Here is a 19,710-nt window from a genome sequence, read left to right on the forward strand (position 1 = left end):
CAAAATTGCCTCCACTGAATCGTAAAATCAGTGTGTTTAGTCATTTTGTGTCCACGCACTGAGCTTGGTGCGTAAACGTTGCATCGCTTGACTCAGTATTTGGCTTACGCGAGATTCGCTCACACCCAACACATCGCCAATCTCTTTCAAATTGAGTTCTTCGTCATAATAAAGCGAAAGTACTAAAGCTTCACGCTCTGGAAGCTGTTTTATTGATTCAACCAGTGCTTTTCTGAACGATTCATCAGCTACGCCCTTAAACGGATTGCTGTCATCGGTCTCATCAGCCGGTGAAATCACATCATCAGAGACGCCTAAATCTTCAATTCCCACTAATTTTGAACAGTTTATATCGGTAAGAGCACTATGATATTGGTCTAGTGTCATACCAAGATGCGCTGCTACTTCAGCATCAGATGGGTCGCGATTTAGTACACCTTCCAGCTCTGCGATCGCTTGGTTAATTTCGCGATTGTTCTTATGAACAGAACGAGGTACCCAGTCGCCTTTGCGAATGTCATCTAACATTGCACCGCGAATACGGATACCCGCATAAGTTTCAAAGCTCGCACCTTTAGAACCATCATAATTCTGCTGAGCTTCGATAAGACCGATCATGCCGGCCTGAATTAAATCCTCTACCTGAACACTCGGCGGTAAACGGCCTAACAGGTGGTGAGCAATACGCTTAACCAACACCGAGTAACGTTCAATGAACGCCTGCTGGCTATTAAATTTGCCATGTTGGTTATAGGTAATCGCTTTATTCACCAAAAGGGTCCTCTGCGAATTCAGTACGATTTAGCAACCTTTCCACAAAAAACTCTAGGTGTCCACTTGGTGTTTTAGGTAGTGGCCACGTTAGTGCTTTGTTCGCTAATGAGCTGATCGCTAAAGCCGCAGGAGAACGTGGGAATGCGTCCACAACGATCTTCTGTCTTTTCACGGCTTGACGTACTTTGTCATCCAATGGAATACATGCTACGAGTTCAAGGCTGACATTCAAGAAGCGCTCTGTGACTAGAGTCAACTTTGCGAATAATTCTCTGCCTTCACGGTAGCTTCTGACCATATTTGCAACAACTTTGAAGCGCTGAACCTGGTGTTCTTTACTCAACAGCTTGATTAATGCATATGCATCAGTGATTGAAGTTGGCTCATCGCAAACCACAACCACAACATCTTGAGCTGCTCGTGAAAAGCTAATCACCATGTCAGAAATGCCCGCAGCTGTATCAATCAACAGTACGTCCATTTCCTCTTCAAGACTACCAAATGCACGGATGAGTCCAGCATGTTGAGCGTGAGACAGCTCAGTCATGCTTTGTGTGCCAGAAGTTGCAGGGACTATCTTTATACCATAAGGGCCTTCAACAATCGCATCTTTTAGCTCACATTCACCCGCAAGGACATGCCCTAGGTTACGTTTTGAACGAATTCCGAGCATAACGTCCACATTAGCTAGACCTAAATCTGCGTCGAGAACCATCACTTTTTTGCCTTGGCGTGCCATGCAGATCGCCAGACCCAGTGTTACGTTTGATTTACCCACACCACCTTTGCCGCCAGTAACAGCGATTACTTTAGTCAATGATGGTTGTGTTAAGCGACGGAGGCCGCTTGCTTGATCGTGTATCATATTCTCAGTCATAGTAGTCCGCCGCGCTAGAGTCCTTCGTTATCACTATTCCAAAAGTGAGGTTCGTTCTCTGTCGACTTCTCTAACAGTTCATTTGCTTTCGCAATCATGTATTTTGGTTGTGCTATCACAATGTCTTCTGGTACGCGCTGACCGTTGGCAATGTATGCCACTGGCATCGCGTTCTGAATCACCACGCTGATGAATTCGCCTAGACTTAACGACTCGTCAAGCTTAGTCAAAATACAACCCGACAGCGGAATGCGTCGGAAGTGATCCAGAGTTTCCTGCAGAACTCGACGTTGTGCAGTAGCTGGCAAAACAAGGTAGCTGTGAATCACTTCTCCGCTTTCTTGCATTAAGGTATCGAGCTGCTCAGAGAGTCTTACGTCTCGTTGCCCCATCCCTGCCGTATCGACCAAAATCAGTCTTCTGTTTCGTAGCTGATATATAACATCGGCTAACTCGTTAGAATCTTTAGCAACTCTTACAGGACAACCCATAATTCTTCCATAAATTGAGAGCTGCTCATGTGCACCTATACGATATGTGTCCGTTGTCACAAGGGCAACATTATCGGCACCAAACTCCATTGCCGCACGTGCCGCTAACTTAGCCACCGTAGTCGTTTTACCCACTCCAGTTGGACCAAGTAATGCGACGACACCGCCACGCTTCAGAATGTCTTGTTTCGGAATGTTGATCTGATCCGCCACAAGAGACAGCAGTGCTTTCCACGCTCGCGCTGGTTTCGTATCTTCTGGAATGTAGCAAGCCATTTGGTCGGCAAGTTCAGGTGAAACACCCATACGCTCCAAACGCTTAATCAGCATTGCTCTTAATGGCTCGCGGCGTTCTACCTCTTGCCACATCAAACCCGACACTTGATGTTCCAACAAACGACGAATCGACGTCATCTCTTCACGCATGTTCTCTAGCTCATCGGCAGAGTCATCGCGTTCATCCGATGGACGGCGACGGTCATAGCGCGTTGGATCCAACTTAGGAGTTGGGCGGTCAAATCGGTTGTCTTGCGCAATCAGTTTCGCCAGTGGCGAGTCTGGTTGGTAAGGCGCAGGTTTCTCTTGGTTATAGCTTTCACGGTGCTTATTTTGGCGCTGCAGCAATGCGGACAAAGAATCTTCATTCTCTGCGACATGGTCATCTGACTCGGCTGCACCGCTGCTGTATTGCTTGAGCATGTTCGCGAAACGTTGCGTCATTGAGCCTGATTTATCTTTGTTCGCGTTTAGGCTAATTCTGTCATCATCTAAACGGCGATCTTGGAAACGCTCTGAAGCAGATGACGGCATTTGACGTTGTTCGCTATAACGATTTGATTGAGCTGCGCCACGGTTAGGAAGCGATTGCGCTTGTGAAGTTGGTGCTGCGTTAGACTCACCGTCAATCGCTGCAACGATCTCTACACCGCCCGCCACTTTCTTGTTCGACATGATCACCGCTTCTGCGCCAAGTTCTTCTTTCACTTGGAGCAACGCAGTTCGCATGTCTTTGGCAAAAAATCGTTTAATTTTCAAACTATGAATCCATTAATGATGCGAAGGGCTTAGTTGCCCACCGCTTGCACAATTCTGATCTGTTTCTCGTCCGGTATTTCTTGGTAAGACAGTACGCGGAGGTTAGGTATTGTGTTCTTAACGAACTTAGCCAGTGTTGAACGCAATACACCAGATGTCAGCAGAACCGCAGGTTCCCCTTTCAGTTCTTGCTCTTGTGTCGCTTGGCTCAGAGAGGACTGAAGTCGCTCTGCCAATCCCGGTTCGATACCGGCAGATTCGCCACCTGATGCCTGCATTGTTTGATGCAATATTTGTTCCAGTTCAGGTATAAGCGTTATCACTGGTAACTCTGGCTCTATACCATTGATTTCCTGAACAATTAGACGTTTCAAACTGATACGAACGGCAGCAGTCAAAATGTCAGGTTCTTGACTCTTGCTTGAGTACTCCGCCAAGGTTTGCACAATGGTTCGAATATCACGAATCGGAATGGCTTCGTTAAGTAAGTTTTGCAGTACTTTCACTACCACACCAAGCTGAAGTTGGTCTGGGACAAAATTCTCAACCAACTTAGGTGCACTGCGCCCTAGCATTTCCAATAGGTTCTGTACTTCTTCGTGACCAATCAATTGCGACGCGTTATTGGTAAGCAATTGGCTTAAATGCGTCGCTAGCACGGTTGAAGAGTCAACCACCGTGTAACCTAACGCTTGAGCATGTTCACGCTGCTCTTCACGAATCCAAACCGCTTCCAGACCAAATGCCGGGTCCATGGTTGGCTCACCTTCGATCATGCCGTAAACCTGTCCAGGGTTAATCGCCAGCTCTTGGTCTGGGCGAATTTCTGCCTCACCAACGGCAACTCCCATTAGCGTGATACGATAGCTATTAGGTGTCAGCTCAAGGTTGTCACGAATATGAACCGCAGGGATCAAGAAACCAAAATCTTGCGAAAGCTTCTTACGTACCCCTTTTACACGTTCTAGCAACTCTCCGCCTTGGTCACGGTCAACCAAAGGAATCAAACGGTACCCGACTTCTAGACCGATGATGTCGACGGGTTGCACATCATCCCAAGACAGTTCACGTTGAGAGATCGGCTCACTGCCATCTTCAGCTTTCGCTGGTAATGCTGGCTCTTTGGCTTTTTGTTTCTGTTTTTTGTCCAGCCAATAGGCACCACCACCCGCGATTGCCGCCAGTGACAAGAACGAGAAGTGCGGCATGCCCGGAACGATACCCATCACGCCAAGGATAGCAGCAGTAATCATCAATGCTTTTGGGTTGTCGAACATCTGAAAAATCAGCTGCTCACCCATATCTTCATCGGTATTTTGACGCGTTACCATCATCGCCGCTGCGATAGAAAGTAATAGCGATGGAATTTGCGCTACCAAGCCGTCACCAATGGTCAGCAAGGTGTAGATTTGCATCGCTTCAGAGAAGCCCAAACCGTATTGCGCCATACCAATCGACAGACCGCCAATGATGTTGATAAACAGGATTAAGATACCTGCAATCGCATCACCTTTTACGAATTTTGACGCACCATCCATTGAACCGTAAAAATCGGCTTCTTTGGTAACTTCAAAACGGCGTAAACGCGCTTGGTCTTGGTCAATCAAACCAGCGTTCAAGTCCGCGTCGATCGCCATCTGCTTACCCGGTAAGGCATCCAAGGTAAAGCGAGCACTTACCTCAGAAATACGACCAGCACCTTTGGTAACAACCATAAAGTTAATGATCATCAAGATGAGGAAGACCACAAGACCGACGGCGTAGTTACCACCGATAACTACGTTACCAAACGCTTCGATAACGTTACCCGCAGCGTTACCCCCTTCATGACCATAAAGCAGTACCACACGAGTAGATGCAACGTTCAACGCCAGACGTAATAAGGTTGCAATAAGCAGCACCGTTGGGAAAGCCGCAAAGTCGAGTGGACGACGTGTGTAAACGGTCACTAACAACACCACCATGGCTAAGGCGATGTTAAAAGTGAAGAACAAATCCAACAGAAACGCTGGTATGGGTAGTACCACCATTGCAAGGGTGGCCAATACCATAACAGGCGCACCAATGGCAGGCATGGAGCGCTGTGGAATTCGTGGTAATTTATCTGCAAAAGGCAGGCTTAACTTCATACTGCGAGGTGTCTCAATCGGTCTGGAGCATCACGTTAGTACAAACATACTATTAGTATTACGCGACAGCTTTCGCCTAAAAGTTTAGGTATTGTTGTTGATTAGGGCGATATAAGCAATGTGTGTACCATGATTAACGCCAAAATAATGACTAGTTGCTCAAAGAAATTACAATCCTTTGATCTAATGTGAATTTTTGTCTAATCCATCAATGCAATTATTTTCATTAGTGGCGATGTTCAGGAGGGATAGGCAGGTCATAATCTTGAATCTTAGGTCGTTGACCGCCACGTTTGCGATACTGCTTAAGTTGGAACACAAACGCGAGCACTTGTGCTACGGCAGTAAACAGTCCATCTGGGATTTCTTGTTCCAACTCTGTGGTGTGGTAAAGCGCACGCGCCAAAGGTGGAGCAGGAACAATAGTAATGTCATGTTCGCGCGCCACTTCTCGAATCTTCATCGCCATATGGTCGGTACCTTTGGCGATCACTACAGGCGCACGGTCGGTTTTCTGTTTATAACGCAGTGCGACGGAAAAGTGCTCCGGGTTGGTAATGATAACGTCCGCCTGAGGGACATCAGCCATCATTCGACGCTGAGCCGCTTCTCGTTGCAGCATACGAATACGACCTTTGACCTCCGGTTTACCTTCGGTCTCTTTGTATTCGTCTTTGACTTCTTGCTTAGTCATTTTTAGTTGATCGGCGTGCTGCCAAATCTGAAACGGAATATCGATCGCAACAACGATAAGCAACGAGCAACTGATCAGTAAAATAAAGTTAAGCAAGATATCCAGCGCATGGAATATGTTCTGCGGATACACGTCCATACTAAGTTGAATCAAATCCGCTTGTGAGGCTTGGATGAGGTATATCGCCATTCCCGTCACAAGTGCGACTTTTAAGATGGACTTGATAAGCTCTACCCAACTCTGCATGCCCACCATACGCTTTAAGCCGCTAAGCGGGTTCATTTTGGAGAGTTTTGGCATCGCCGCTTCAGCAGAAAAGCTAATGCCCCCCACACCAGCCGCGCCAATCATTGCAGCAATAAACAAGGTAATGAGGATAAGAAAAAGCGGAAACAGCAGATCGCCCATCGCACCAAATGCAATGTCGAACAACTTAGCCGTATCGAAAATCTCATCGCGTTTGAGATCAAATAAGCGGCTCATAATGGAAAACAACGAGCGTGCCAAAGACTCGCCAAACCACATTAAGGCGATAGCACCAACAATCAATACCGATGCTGATGCGAGCTCTTTAGACCGAGCAACCTGCCCCTTTTCTCTAGCTTGTTGTAACCGTCGGGGCGTGGCTTCTTCGGTGCGTTCTTGACCGTCTGACTCTGCCAATCCAGCCTCCTAGCAATCTAAGCGAATGAGGTTACAAATCTGCTCCTCACCCACTGCCCAGAACAATTCATAATGACTGTACAAACCCGCCAAAATGTACCAACAAAGCAATAAACCGACCATCAAGGCAAACGCAAAACCAAGCGAGAAGATATTCAACTGAGGCGCGGCACGGGTCATTACACCAAATGATAAGTTAATCGTAAGCAGCGCGATAATGCCGGACAACGACATACTCAAAGCGGTCTTAAACATGATGCCAAGCCAGCCCGCCATTTCGCGAAAATCCACCGCATTAAGCGAGCCAGAACCTATCGGCAAGGTTTTAAAACTGAACACCACCAATTGCAGCATTTTCAAATGCCCATCGGTAGCAAGGAAGAACATGGTCGCTAAAAACATGAACAGCTGACCAAGCAAAGGGGTGTTTTGGCCGTTCGCTGGGTCGACCATGGACGCAAAACCCAAGCTCGATTGCATACCCAAGATCTGACCAAGTAGAACAAAGGTTTGAATCATAAACTGGGTCACCATGCCCATCGCAACACCAATTATGATTTGTTCCGCAATGGTCATGAAACCACGAAAAGAGAGCAGCTCAATATCCTGCGGCACAGCTGGAATCGCCGGAGCAACGGCAAAAGTGATCGCTAAACCGAGGTAGAGTCGAATTCGAGGCGAGACAAAACGTGCCCCTGTCACCGTCATCACCATCAACATGGCAGAGATACGTGTGTAGGGCCAGAAGTAATTCGCGATCCAGTCGAGGACTATATCGGTAGGATACTCCATATGCGCCTCTAGTAGAGCACCTGTGGAAGACGTTCAATCAGACCGAAGAAATATTCCATCAACATCTGCGTCATCCAGTGACCAAATAACATCAACGCCAATAAAGTCACAATCAAACGAGGTAAGAAACTCAACGTTTGTTCGTTGATAGAGGTTGCCGCTTGGAAAATCGCGACAACAAGACCGATAAGCAAGCTTGGGATAATAATGGCACAGACCATGATCAGCACCATCCAAAGTGCATCACGGAAAAGCTCGACAAACATTTCAGGAGTCATGTCTTACCCTCTTCTCTCTGCGCCAATCTAAAGGGCAAAACTGCCGGCGAGTGTCGACAATATCAGGTTCCACCCATCCACCAGAACAAACAGCATCAGCTTAAATGGTAGCGATACGATCATTGGTGATAGCATCATCATACCCATTGCCATCAACACCGACGCAACAACAAGGTCGATGATCAAGAATGGTAAGAACAACATGAAACCAATTTGGAAAGCGGTCTTAAGCTCAGAAGTAATGAAAGCAGGAATCAACACCGCCATCGATACATCTTCTGGGTTTGTCACCTCTTCGCCAGACATATTGACGAAAGTTTCCAAATCTTTGATTCGAGTCTGCTTGAGCATGAACGCTTTCATCGGCACTTGAGCCGCATCAAAGGCTTCACGCGCTGTCACTTGTTCATTCAAATAAGGCTGAACCGCTTTATCGTTGATCTCATTTAACACCGGTGACATGACAAAAAAGGTAAGAAAGAGCGCAATACCGATGATGACTTGGTTGGAAGGCGTCTGTTGTAAACCCATGGCTTGCCGTAAGATCGACATCACGACCACAATGCGAGTGAACGAGGTCATCAAGATCACCAGCGCTGGCAAGAAGCCAAGCATCGTCATCAACGCAAGGATTTGTAAGGTAACCGAGTAATCTTCGCTGCCATCGGCGTTGGTGGTCATAGTGAAAGCAGGAATACCGCCCCCATTGGTCACCGACATAGTGCGACTTGAGCCTGATTCACTTTCCATCGCTTTCACGGTCACGCTGTCACCTTGAGAGAGGTTAGCTGGCAACGGCGACTCTTCTGCCTGAGCAAACGAAAGTGAAGAAAACAGCATTCCGACCATCAGCACAAACACGCTGAACATCAGGCGGATTGAATTATCCTTTGTCATGTTTTTTTATTAGCTGGCTGAACTGGCTAGCAAAAGCGCCGGTGGCCAACTCTTCCTCTTTCAGTGGCGTTTCAAGTTTGGCAAGCGTTTGAATGGATTGGCTAGTAATACCAACCAAGAACTGCTCTTCCCCTACTTGAACAACCGCAATTCGTTCTTTAGTACCAACCGGTAACTGGCTAATAATACGCAGCCCTTTTTGTTGACCCAATGCTGGTACTTGCATGCGTTTTAGCATCCAAGCGAGCAGAAGAATCACACCAATAACCAGCACCAAAGAGCCCAGTGTCGTCGCCAAATCTAAGTTGCTTGGCGCGGCAGCAAATGCATAAGGAGCACTTAGCATTAAGCCAAGTGCTCCCGTGATTTGCTTCAATCGAGTTTTGATTGAACTACTCATATTAGCGTAGCTTTTTAATGCGTTCAGTTTGGCTGATCACGTCAGTAAGACGAATACCAAACTTATCGTTGACGACCACGACTTCACCGTGAGCAATCAAAGTACCGTTAACCAATACATCGAGCGACTCACCAGCCAATCGGTCCAACTCCACAACCGAACCTTGGTTCAATTGCAATAGGTTACGGATGCTGATCTGCGAACGACCAACTTCCATCGAAATAGTCACGGGGATATCCATGATGGTGTCGAGTTTACGACGCTCATCATCAGAGATTGGGCTAGAGGTGTCTTTCAACTCTTCCAGTGGCGCTGCCAATACTTCATCAACATCAATTGAAGGCGCAGACGGGTCCTCGCCAAGAGCGGCTGCCCATTCGTCTGCTAGCTTTTGATCGTCACTCGGTTCCATTTTTCTGTCCTGTGTTAAACCTTACTTGCGCACTGTGAGCTTGCTTTGTCCCTGTTGTGAGTACTAGCAGCTGTTGCGACTTAGGGAGTAAGGATTTCTTAATCGTCTGTATCGTCGTCATTCTCAAGCTCAGACATAATGTCTTTACCTAAGAAGGCTAAATCGGTTTTCACTACGTGTGGGCGTTCAATTTCTTCAGAAACTTGCACCGCAAGCTTGTCGTCAGAGCGTCCCATCTTCACGCGGTAAGTCGGTAAATCTTCGATGAACATGGTCGCATGTTCTGGCATTTCAATCGGGATCACATCACCCGGTTGCAACTCCATCAAGTCACGTAGGGAGATGTCTTTCTCAAGCAGATTGACGCGGAAGTTAACCGGACAATCCATGATCTCTTCACGCAGTGCAGAGCTCCAACGAACGTCGGTTTCCATCTTGTCAGATTGAACACCAGCATCGAGCAATTCTCGAATAGGCTCAACCATTGAGTACGGCATCACCACATGGAAGTCACCACCGCCGCCATCCACTTCAATATGGAATGAGCTTACGACAATCACTTCAGTTGGGCTGACAATGTTCGCCATGCTTGGGTTTACTTCTGAATCAAGGTATTCAAATTCCACCCCCATGACCGGTGACCATGCTTCTTTGTAGTCTTCGAAAACAATCTTCAATAGAAGCTGGATGATGCGACGTTCAGTTGGGGTAAATTCACGACCTTCAATTTTGGCGTGGAAGCGACCATCACCGCCAAAGAAGTTTTCTACCAAGATGAAGACTAAACGCGCTTCCATGGTGATCAATGCCGTACCTTTTAGTGGACGGAAACGCACCATGTTCAAACTGGTTGGAACGTACAGAGTATTTTGGTATTCACCAAACTTCATCATCTGTACGCCGTTAATCGAGACCTCAGCGGTTTTACGTAACATGTTAAACAGGCTGATACGCATGTGTCGTGCAAAACGCTCGTTGATAAGTTCGAGCGTCGGCATTCGACCACGTACAATCCTGTCTTGAGACGAGAAATCGAAATTGACGGCACCTTCGGTGTCGTTATCTATGGGTTCATCAACGTCATCGACATCGTCAACCCCATGCAGAAGCGCATCAATCTCGTCTTGGCTTAATAGATCGGTCACGTTTTACCTATTGAATCACAAAATCTGTAAACAGTACTTTTTCAATCACTGGCTTACCAACAGCAGCATTGAGTGCAGCTTTGATATCGTCAGAAGCGCGGTCACGCAGCTCAACACGTCCCGTAGGGGAACGAAGCTGCTCAACGGTTGCCGATGCAAAAGTTGACAACAATGAACTCTCAATCAACGGAGAGTGGTAACGAGCTAATTGCTCATTTTCACTGCCACGCACCATCAATTGCGCTTTGATTTGTACCAGTCTGTCACGACGGTCGCCCGTCACGTTAAAAATAAAGGGTTGCGCGATATTCACATAAGCGATCGGCTCAGCCGCTGTTTGCGCTTGTGCTTGCTCGGTCTGCTCCGCTTGCGCTGGCTCATCAGAGCCCATTAAGAAGAAAGCGGCGGCACCACCACCAACCAGCAAAACCACCACTGCGATAATGATGATCAGTAATTTACTTTTTCCTTTAGGCGCATCCGCACCTTGTAACTGTTCTTCTGCCATTACTGTCTCTTATTGTTCTGCTTTTTCTAGACCGCTATTTTATGCGTAAAAACTAATTCCATCACGCTTTGAAACGACATTCAAATCAAGATTCGTGTCGGCATCAAAGTTTTCATCTGACTGACCAGAAAATCCACGACCTTGCCCGCCTTGACCATTCTGTTCAGCATTTGCGTAACCACTTTGCTGCTGTCCACTGCTCTGCTGCTGTACAGAAGAATCCGCCAACTGCATACCTTGTTGTGCCAGCATCTCTCGAAGGCGTGGCATTGTCTGTTCGATCAAATCACGTGCCTGTGGATTCGCCACTGTAAAATGCACGTTAGCGAGATCGTTGTTCATTGTCATGCGAATTTGCATGCGCCCTAACTCAGGAGGGTCAAGACGAATATCGAGGTTTTTCAAGTTCTTCGACATCATCATTTGTACTTTTTCTGCCACCTGGTCATTAGCGAGCTCTTTGGTAAGCTGCAAAGGCAGTTGGGCTTGTTGAGCGGCATCCACTCGCGCTTGTTGCTGAGCCGTCACACCTTGTTGACCTGCTGCTGCTTGAAGTTGCCCCGCCAGTCCATGTTGTGGTTCTGGCTTATCTTGTTTACTGCTTGCTCCTTTTAGCGCACCGGCCGCAAGGCTCGCGTTCATAACTTTCTTACTTAACTCTGCGCTTGATGTTGCGTGCGCGGTCGGATTCATGCTTGCAGCAACCAAAGCTTCTGGCATAGCAGCTTTATCAACATTGGTCGCCACGGCTGGCTGCGCAGTGGCTTGTGCGGCTGCGTGTTTAGGGTCCTGAGCAACAATATGATGTGCTTGCTGAGCCGCCACTGCTGATGCTGCAACACGAGTCGGAGTGTGGACCACCTGATGCTCCACCATCGCAGCTTTAACATCACTTGGCAAGGCGACAAACTGAGCAAGATCTTGTTCTGGAATATCCGCAACCAACTCACCCGTTTTTAACCCTTCAATCACATTAATTTCTTGTTTTGAAAGTGGTTTACCTTGTGCCAGTTTGGTATCGATGATGTGTAATTCATCAAGCGTAATTCGTTTAACAGGTACCGCTTCTGCGTCACCAGATAAGCCTTGTTGTAGTGCAGCCGAAGCGGTTAGTGCTTCAGCACCAGCAAATACTTCAGCGCCTTGCATTGTTTGAGGTTGCACGCCTTGCGCAACGACTTGACCATTCACTGCGGCTTGCGTAGTTGCATTCACCGTTGCTTCCGTATGGGCAGCTTGCGCACTAGGTGAATTCCAATCAATTTGCGCAGGAGCTTGAGCACTTGTTTGTTGTTGCACTAGGTTTGAGGCTTGTTGCTCAGTCATGTCTTTAGAAGCAACGACGACAGGCTTACCATTAGCATCGAATACGACCTTCTCATTACCAGTCGAAGAAACTGCTTCCCCTTGCTGGACAGACTTAGCAGCAAGAATCGCCTGCTGCTCAGGAGTGAGTGGTACACTTTGCGCCTTATCGTTCCCTGTTTGTGTAACATTAAGTTCTGGTGGCAAGGCTTTGCCGCTATCAACTGAAGACTCAGTAGGTTTAAGAGTCTGGTTGGCCTGTTCTATACGACCAAGAAGTTGCTCACCTTCTCCCATCGCGTTTTTTACATGAGCACTTTGAGCTTGTTCTGTATCAGCAACTTTTACGTTTTGAGTTTGGCTTGTCGTTGATGATGTAGCCGGAGCCGATACAGACTCAGACCCGTCTTCACTTTTCACAACATGCCCGTCTACCGACGAATTTACCGCAGCCACTGTTGCTGCCGAGCCAGGTTTTTCTGAATTGGCAGCTTGCTCATTATCTGCCCACTCTGACGACTTCGTTGACTGATTATGTGTCAGCAGCGCATCGGTGGACTCTGACGATGTTGTTTTTTCACCGTCTGCCACGACTTTTTCTTGGCTCTCACCTTCTGAGCTTACCGATGCTACCTTTGCAGCGTCATCTGTGGTTTCTGCCGAAGCTTCTGACGCATCAGGTTTTGCGACGGCTTTTTCTGATTTTTGTGAATCGGTAAACACCCCTGCTAAGGTTTCAAAAAAACCTTTGCTTTCAGGGTCTTCTGCAGCAACTTTATTCGAAGAATCGGAAACCGATACCTTACTGGTTGCAGAAACATTGGATAAATTCACATTCATATAGAAACTCTCGTTATCGGCAGCGCTGAGCATGGCGCTGTCGGATTGCTCATTGGCGGCAAACTTGGGTCATGAGACCCGATACTATCGGTTAAATTGCAAAAATCACGCCAACCTATAGTGTGGAATTTCTGACGGAGCAAAGAAGGGATACGGATGGAACAAAGATCAAACTTGCCGTAAATCTAGTGACTTTATTAATTTGACTGCGGAGTCGTTGAGGAGTAAATAAAAAACCTCGCTCAACCTTTAAGGAATCGCTTTGAAAGTCACAGAATTACGCCAATACAAAATCAAAACTGGCAAAACAGAGCAATGGTTAACGTGGATGAAGGACGAGTTACTTCCCTATCAACGCTCCAAAGGCATGCGCGTATTAAACACGTATGTTCATACAGGCGAAGATGGACATGACTACTTTGTTTGGCTGCGCGAATTTGACAGTGAACAAGCACGCCAATCACTTTACGCCGAAACCTACAACGAGTGGTGGATTCGAGAAATTCGACCAAAAGTGTTTGAGTTAATTGAGCAAGATTCCGTCAAAGTGACCTTGTTGGAATCGGTAGAAATGTAATCTACGCCAACATCGAGAGTAAGAACATTTAGAATCGTTGCGGTTTCCGGCTGTACAGTAAGGTAGAAAACTCATCCATCTGCTTTTGTTCGCGCTTGGCTTCCGCAATTTGCTTTTCCTTCTCGCGCTTTTCGATCATCCACTCATAAGACATACGCTCTTTACGCATGTTTAACCAGTAATCTTGGCAGTTAACCACCTGTTCTTTAAAGTGGCTTTCAGCTTGCTTTTGTTTGGAAAGCGTTTCATCAAGCTGGGTTAAAAAGCGATTCAAGTGACCGTATTGGCTCGCAGTGAGTCCGGCCATACCACGATCTACCAGTTGCTGGCAGTAATCTAAACGGTACTTTTCAATCTGCTCAACTTGGCGGTAATAATCTTCTAGCTCTGTGCGGGCTTTATTGAGCGCTAATACTGCTTGGTCTTCGCGCTCTTTTGCCTGATCAAGTAGGAACTCCATGGCGTTATTCATGCGCTATTACCCACCCAAGATGCTCTTCAACATATTGACACACATGTCATAAGGCACAGACTCTTTCATGCGTTGCTGCAAGTATTCATCCAATTTTGGCTTGAGGGTAAACGCGCCATCGATAGCAGGATCAGTACCCGGTTTGTAAGCGCCAATCGATACCAGATCTTGGTTCTTACGGCAAATCGACAACACCTGACGGACCGCTTTCGACATTAATACATGTTCTTCAGTGGTGATTTGCGGCATAACACGACTCACCGATTTCTCAACATCAATGGCTGGATAATGACCTGCATCCGCCATTTCACGAGACAACACAATGTGACCATCTAGGATCGCACGTGATGCATCGGCGATCGGATCTTGCAGATCGTCGCCTTCGGTCAAAACAGTAAAGAAAGCGGTAATTGATCCTTGATCATCACCACCATTACCAGCGCGTTCCACCAGCGCTGGCAGTTTAGCAAATACCGAAGGCGGATAACCTTTGGTTGCAGGCGGCTCACCCACAGACAATGCAATCTCACGCTGTGCTTGAGCAAAACGCGTCAGAGAGTCCATTAGTAGGAGAACATCTAGTCCTTGGTCACGGAAGTATTCGGCAATCGTCAGTGCCGTTTGACAGCCTTTCAAACGCATCAAAGGAGAAGCATCGGCAGGTGCAGCCACCACCACAGAACGGCGGCGTCCATCTTCACCCAAAATCTCTTCGATGAATTCTTTTACTTCGCGTCCACGTTCACCAATCAGACCAACGACAACGACTTGTGCTGTCGTGCCTCGCGTCATCATACCGAGTGTGACCGATTTACCAACACCCGAACCAGCAAACAGACCGATACGTTGGCCTTTACCTACGGTCAACAAACCGTTAATGGCTTTTAAGCCGACATCAAGCGGCTCAGAAATAGGTTTACGTGCTAGGGGGTTTATTGGTTCGGCATTGAACGAAGCTCGATGCTCCGTGTAAAGAGGACCAAGACCATCAAGTGGGTTGCCCACACCATCAATCACACGCCCAAGCAGTTCCATTCCGACAGGCAAACCAGCTTCACTGGTTAAGGGCGTCACTTTCGCGCCCGGTAAAATGCCCGTGATTTGCTCACTCGGCATTAAGAAAAGGTTATCACCAGAAAAGCCCACGACCTCCGCTTCCATATGACCGGACATGGTCTCGACTAGACACAAACTACCAATCGGAGCACGACAGCCTGTCGCCTCTAAGGTCAAGCCTACAACGCGAACGAGCTTGCCTGAAGCAACTGGGCGCGTGGTTAGCCCTTCGATTTTGTAGTTTTTTAAACGGTCAGCCAAGGCTTGCATGGATTACTCGCCCCCTTGATGGCGGTTTGCGCCACAGAAGCTGTTCAACACACTTTTCACGCGTTCTTCCATACGATAGTTGATGCTCGATTCGCCAGCAGCAATCTGTACGTCGCCACGGTTTAATGACGGCTCAGCCACCAAAGTCCAGTTACGACAATCAAGTTCTTCTTCACCGTATGCAGAGCGAATGATCGCAACATCATCAGGGTTCAGGTGCAAGGTGATTGGGTGACCAGAAATTGGAAGCGCTTCAACTGACTGCTTTACAGTATCGAGAATGATTTGCGGGTTGGTTTGCACTTCCACGTGCACCACTTCTTTAACTAGGCATAGCACCATGTCGACCAATTGCTTTTCAACCTGAGCATTCATCAACTCCAAAGGTTGAGCGAACTGGTTTGCCAAGTTCATAAAGGTTTCCACTTGCTGCTGGATATATTCTTGTCCAGCCGTTACGCCTTCGGCTTTGCCCAGTTCCAGACCTTCTGCATGACCAGCTTGAACGCCTTCTTCTTTACCTTTGTCGTAACCTTGCTTAAAACCCGCTTCTTGACCTTGATAGAGACCTTCTTGATAAGCGCCTTGCTTGATCAGTTCAATTTGTTCTTCTGTCAGTTCAAGCGCTTGTTCTTCTTCCGGCTCGTCAAAGTTTGGTACCCAACTCGGATCGTAGTTAAACGCAGTTTGCTTGGCTTGCTTTGCTTTTGGCTCGCCATAATCAGGCAAGCCCCAGCGCTGAGGTTCGATCATCGCATCGTCTTCATCAGGACGGATAAATCCACGTTTTCTATCGCCAGCCATGCTTAACCTACAATCTGTTTATGTTGAAACTTATGTTGAAAATAAAGTGCGTTATTTAAGGAAGTGCTTGCTCCTTTTCTCCCCAGCTTAAAGGAAGAAAAGGAACGAAGAAATGATTATAAGAACTCGTCCGCGCCACCAGATAGCATGATCTCGCCAGCATCTGCCATACGACGAGCAATTGCCAGGATCTCTTTTTGCGCCGCTTCTACATCTGCTACGCGAACTGGCGGCATTGCTTCGATATCGTCGCGCATCATCTCAGCTGCACGTTTAGACATGTTCTTGAAGACTTTCTCACGTAGAGAGTCGTCGGCACCTTTAAGTGCTCGCTGTAGGACATCTTGAGGAACGTCACGCAGCAACTTCTGAATGCCTTGGTCGTCCACTTCCACCAAGTTCTCGAATACGAACATAAGGTCTTGGATTTGTGTCGCCATGTCTTCGTCTTGGTCGCGAATTTGCTCCATCAAGATACCTTCGACGTTGTTGTCTAGGTAGTTCATGATTTCTGCTGCTGCCTTCAGACCGCCAATCTTCGCGGCTTGCGCACCCGCTTGACCTGCGAACTGTTTCTCCATGATCTCGTTCAGCTCTGCCAGTGCCGATGGCTGAACTTCTTCTAGGTTGGCAATACGCATCATCAGATCCAGACGCACACGCTCTGGGAACTGAGAAAGAATTTCTGCAGACTGATCCGCTTCTAAGTACGAAAGTACGATGGTTTGGATTTGCGGGTGCTCGTTGACAATGATGCTTGCCACTTGGCGAGGGTCCATCCATTTAAGTGAATCCAGACCTTTCGAGCCTGTACCCAGTAGGATTTGATCAACCAAGTTGTTTGCTTTGTCTTCACCCAGAGCAGCCACCAGCGCATTACGCATAAAGTCTTCGCTGCCCATACCGATGTTGGTGTATTTCTGGATGTCTTCTAAAAACGCGCGGTGCACACCAGACACTTTGTCTTGGCTTAGATCTTTAGCACGTGCCATCGCACTACCAACACGTTGAACTTGTTTTGGTTCTAAGTGACGAATAATGCCGGCGGCATCACCTTCATTCAGGCTGAGCAGCAAGATCGCCGCTTTTTCTTCGCCTGTCATGCTAGAGACATCAAACTCTGCAGGAACGCCTGCGCCGTTTTCATCTTGAGGTACGATATCGTTAGCCATTTTCGTTCATCCAGTTTTTCACAACTTGAGCGGCAAGCTCTGGCTCATTCGCCACCAGAGCGCGCACTGCTTTGAGTACATCTTCATCTTTGTGAAGGTTAGGTAAATCGATGCTTGAGCCAAACTCAAACAGTTCACCGCTTTCGATGTCGCTACCAATCAGGCTGGTTTCGCCATCCGCACCAATTGGCAAGCCATCTGGTCCGTACATTTCGTCTTCGTCGTTGTTGGCTGGGTTGAGCAGTTTCTTCATTGCTGGGCGAACCAGTACCAAGATAACCACGATGATCACCAACGCGCTTGCAAACCAACGAACCCAATCGTTGAAGTTTGGGTGCTCCCAAATTGGTGGATCAACCATTTGCTCAAGCTCTGGTTCAGCAAACTTGACGCTCAGAACGTTGAGTAAGTCACCACGACTTTGATCGAAACCAACCGTACCGATCAGAACTTGGCGAATTGCATTAATTTCAGATTCAGACAATGGTGTATAAGTCACTTCACCAGTATCAGGATTCACGGTACGGCGGTCTTTGATCGCAACAGAAACCGTTTGACGAGCCAGCGTACCGGTTTGCTTACGTTCATGACTGATCGTGGTATCAAGCTCAAAGTTACGCGTTGATTCTTTACGTACCGAACCCTGACCAGTCAATGTGCCGTCTTTCATTTGCGCCACATCTTGAGGAATAGACGCATCCGCTGGCGGCTGGTTGCTCAATGCACCAGGAATGCCCGCGACCATGTTGCCATTGTTGTAATCTTCTAGCGCGTATTCGCTACGGGTTGCCGGAGTATTCGGATCGAAATTCTTACGGGTTTGCTCAACAGTACTGAAATCCATTTGGATATCCACCTGAGCGGTGTAGTTACCGAAACCCAAAATAGGCAAAAGCACAGAATCGATTTTCTCACGCAGGGCTTGCTCTTGGCTTCGCTCTAGCTCTTGCTCTTTACGACGAGCCGCAGACGCAGGGTCTTGAGAACCCGAGCTAAGCAGGCGACCGTGTTGATCAGTTACCGTAATACGAGAGGTCTTCATGCCCGGAACAGCACTCGCGACCATATCGACGATAGAATCCACTTCTTGCTGTTTAAGGTTCGCACCTGTGGAGAGCGTCAAAAATACCGAAGCAGACGCTTCTTGATTGTGGCGAACAAACACACTGTGTTTTGGCAGAGCAAGCAGCACACGAGCTTTACGTACCTGCTTCATCTCTTCAATCGCTTGAGCAAGTTGGCGTTCACGGCTGAGCTTCAAACGTTCTTGTTCCAAACGCTGTGATACACCAAAGCCCATATCTTGCAACAGAATATCATCGCCCGCCGCCGTCGCTTGGTTTACACCAGCACGCACCATGCCGAGCTTGATCGAGTTATAGTCGCTCGCTTCTACCGAAATGGTATTACCATCTAGCTTGTAATTGATTTTTTGCTGGTCGAGGTAGTCCAGCACAGGGATCAGTTCTTCCGTTTCGTAAGCACCTAATGGGCGCATTTCCGGCTCTTTCACCCAGAAGAACAGCATCACGATCAGCGCAACACAGATAGAGATAGACAGCACTAACACGACCTGACGAAGTAAATCGAGGTCGCCTACTGCCATATCGAATTTTGACGCACTGCGCTCTTCAAGATCTGGGTTTTGGCTTTCCACATCCAGATCTGAGCCAGCAATCAGTGCACCATCTGCGCCGCCATCAGTGACGGTTAAATCTGTAGACTTGTCTGCCACACTTATTACCTAAATTACACTGGCATATTCATGAGATCCTTATAGGACTCAACGAGCTTGTTGCGGATTTGAACAGTGGCATCGAAAGCAACACTGGACTTGTTACGAGCAATCATAACGTCAGAAAGGGAAACATCGGCATCACCACGGTCAAAACGCGTTTGCAGGTCACCCGATGCTTTTTGAAGTGAGTTTACGTTATTGATGGCTTTTGTTAGGAGATCACCAAAATCTGCACCAACTTTCGCGCCTGTCGCCGTAGGAGCAGTGTTACTCGCTTCCACCATCATGGCGCGCATTTCTGCCTGAATACCATCAACTTTCATTGTCACCTCTAAGCCAAAAGTTTGACTATTAACTAAAACTGATTATTGACACAGCAAT

General features: G+C 47.5%; 20 protein-coding genes. 1 reads left to right on the top strand and 19 read right to left on the bottom strand.

What is annotated here, in order from left to right:
* Positions 1-36: 36 nt before the first annotated feature.
* From MHO32_RS17945 to MHO32_RS18005, 13 genes are all read right to left on the bottom strand, one after another.
* Positions 37-771, bottom strand: a complete 735-nt coding sequence (locus MHO32_RS17945; RefSeq protein ID WP_005448391.1) for an RNA polymerase sigma factor FliA — start codon at positions 769-771, stop codon at positions 37-39.
* Positions 764-1,651: a MinD/ParA family protein gene (locus MHO32_RS17950; RefSeq protein WP_009696006.1), complete on the bottom strand. Its 888-nt coding sequence runs from the start codon at positions 1,649-1,651 to the stop codon at positions 764-766. The genes MHO32_RS17945 and MHO32_RS17950 overlap by 8 nt, the downstream gene beginning before the upstream one ends.
* Before the next feature lie 14 nt (positions 1,652-1,665).
* The gene (flhF, locus tag MHO32_RS17955) at positions 1,666-3,177 is read right to left on the bottom strand and encodes a flagellar biosynthesis protein FlhF (protein WP_005448389.1); all 1,512 of its coding nucleotides are present in this window, start codon (positions 3,175-3,177) and stop codon (positions 1,666-1,668) included.
* Positions 3,178-3,206: 29 nt separating this feature from the next.
* The gene (flhA, locus tag MHO32_RS17960) at positions 3,207-5,306 is read right to left on the bottom strand and encodes a flagellar biosynthesis protein FlhA (protein WP_005448388.1); all 2,100 of its coding nucleotides are present in this window, start codon (positions 5,304-5,306) and stop codon (positions 3,207-3,209) included.
* Between the two features lie 226 nt (positions 5,307-5,532).
* A complete protein-coding gene (gene flhB, locus MHO32_RS17965) occupies positions 5,533-6,663 on the bottom strand; it encodes a flagellar biosynthesis protein FlhB (protein ID WP_005448387.1) in 1,131 nt (376 codons plus the stop codon).
* A 9-nt stretch (positions 6,664-6,672) separates the two neighbouring features.
* Complete coding sequence (fliR, locus tag MHO32_RS17970) at positions 6,673-7,455, bottom strand: flagellar biosynthetic protein FliR (RefSeq protein ID WP_005448385.1); 783 nt, start codon at positions 7,453-7,455, stop codon at positions 6,673-6,675.
* A gap of 8 nt (positions 7,456-7,463) precedes the next feature.
* The gene (fliQ, locus tag MHO32_RS17975; protein ID WP_005433008.1) at positions 7,464-7,733 is read right to left on the bottom strand and encodes a flagellar biosynthesis protein FliQ; all 270 of its coding nucleotides are present in this window, start codon (positions 7,731-7,733) and stop codon (positions 7,464-7,466) included.
* A 27-nt stretch (positions 7,734-7,760) separates the two neighbouring features.
* Entirely contained in the window at positions 7,761-8,630 is an 870-nt protein-coding gene (gene fliP / locus MHO32_RS17980; protein WP_239213287.1) for a flagellar type III secretion system pore protein FliP, read from the bottom strand.
* Positions 8,617-9,030, bottom strand: coding sequence for a flagellar biosynthetic protein FliO (gene fliO / locus MHO32_RS17985; protein ID WP_005448379.1), 414 nt, complete (start codon positions 9,028-9,030; stop codon positions 8,617-8,619). The genes fliP and fliO overlap by 14 nt, the downstream gene beginning before the upstream one ends.
* Position 9,031: 1 nt before the next feature.
* Positions 9,032-9,442 carry a flagellar motor switch protein FliN gene (gene fliN, locus MHO32_RS17990; protein WP_005448377.1) on the bottom strand — a complete coding sequence of 137 codons (411 nt, stop codon included), beginning with the start codon at positions 9,440-9,442 and terminating at the stop codon, positions 9,032-9,034.
* Positions 9,443-9,540: 98 nt separating this feature from the next.
* Entirely contained in the window at positions 9,541-10,587 is a 1,047-nt protein-coding gene (fliM, locus tag MHO32_RS17995; RefSeq protein WP_005448375.1) for a flagellar motor switch protein FliM, read from the bottom strand.
* 7 nt (positions 10,588-10,594) lie between these two features.
* Positions 10,595-11,095 (bottom strand): flagellar basal body-associated protein FliL, encoded by a 501-nt coding sequence (fliL, locus tag MHO32_RS18000; protein ID WP_009696009.1) that lies wholly within the window; start codon positions 11,093-11,095, stop codon positions 10,595-10,597.
* A gap of 39 nt (positions 11,096-11,134) precedes the next feature.
* Positions 11,135-13,240, bottom strand: coding sequence for a flagellar hook-length control protein FliK (locus MHO32_RS18005; RefSeq protein WP_239213289.1), 2,106 nt, complete (start codon positions 13,238-13,240; stop codon positions 11,135-11,137).
* Between the two features lie 262 nt (positions 13,241-13,502).
* Between MHO32_RS18005 and MHO32_RS18010 the strand changes: the two genes are divergently transcribed.
* On the top strand, positions 13,503-13,817 hold the full coding sequence (locus MHO32_RS18010) for an NIPSNAP family protein (RefSeq protein ID WP_005448370.1): 315 nt from the start codon (positions 13,503-13,505) through the stop codon (positions 13,815-13,817).
* Positions 13,818-13,845: 28 nt separating this feature from the next.
* Here the strand turns inward: MHO32_RS18010 and fliJ are convergent, their stop codons facing one another.
* The 6 genes from fliJ to fliE form a co-directional block, all read right to left on the bottom strand.
* Entirely contained in the window at positions 13,846-14,289 is a 444-nt protein-coding gene (gene fliJ / locus MHO32_RS18015; protein WP_005448369.1) for a flagellar export protein FliJ, read from the bottom strand.
* 6 nt (positions 14,290-14,295) lie between these two features.
* Entirely contained in the window at positions 14,296-15,615 is a 1,320-nt protein-coding gene (gene fliI / locus MHO32_RS18020; RefSeq protein ID WP_005448368.1) for a flagellar protein export ATPase FliI, read from the bottom strand.
* A 3-nt stretch (positions 15,616-15,618) separates the two neighbouring features.
* Positions 15,619-16,419, bottom strand: coding sequence for a flagellar assembly protein FliH (gene fliH / locus MHO32_RS18025; protein ID WP_005448367.1), 801 nt, complete (start codon positions 16,417-16,419; stop codon positions 15,619-15,621).
* A 116-nt stretch (positions 16,420-16,535) separates the two neighbouring features.
* Entirely contained in the window at positions 16,536-17,591 is a 1,056-nt protein-coding gene (fliG, locus tag MHO32_RS18030) for a flagellar motor switch protein FliG (protein WP_005448366.1), read from the bottom strand.
* A complete protein-coding gene (gene fliF / locus MHO32_RS18035) occupies positions 17,584-19,326 on the bottom strand; it encodes a flagellar basal-body MS-ring/collar protein FliF (protein WP_005448365.1) in 1,743 nt (580 codons plus the stop codon). The genes fliG and fliF overlap by 8 nt, the downstream gene beginning before the upstream one ends.
* 14 nt (positions 19,327-19,340) lie before the next feature.
* Entirely contained in the window at positions 19,341-19,652 is a 312-nt protein-coding gene (gene fliE / locus MHO32_RS18040; protein WP_005448364.1) for a flagellar hook-basal body complex protein FliE, read from the bottom strand.
* Positions 19,653-19,710 lie beyond the last annotated feature (58 nt).

It is taken from the genome of Vibrio sp. MMH1-50 (genome assembly GCF_022347645.1).
Taxonomy (GTDB): domain Bacteria; phylum Pseudomonadota; class Gammaproteobacteria; order Enterobacterales; family Vibrionaceae; genus Vibrio; species Vibrio harveyi.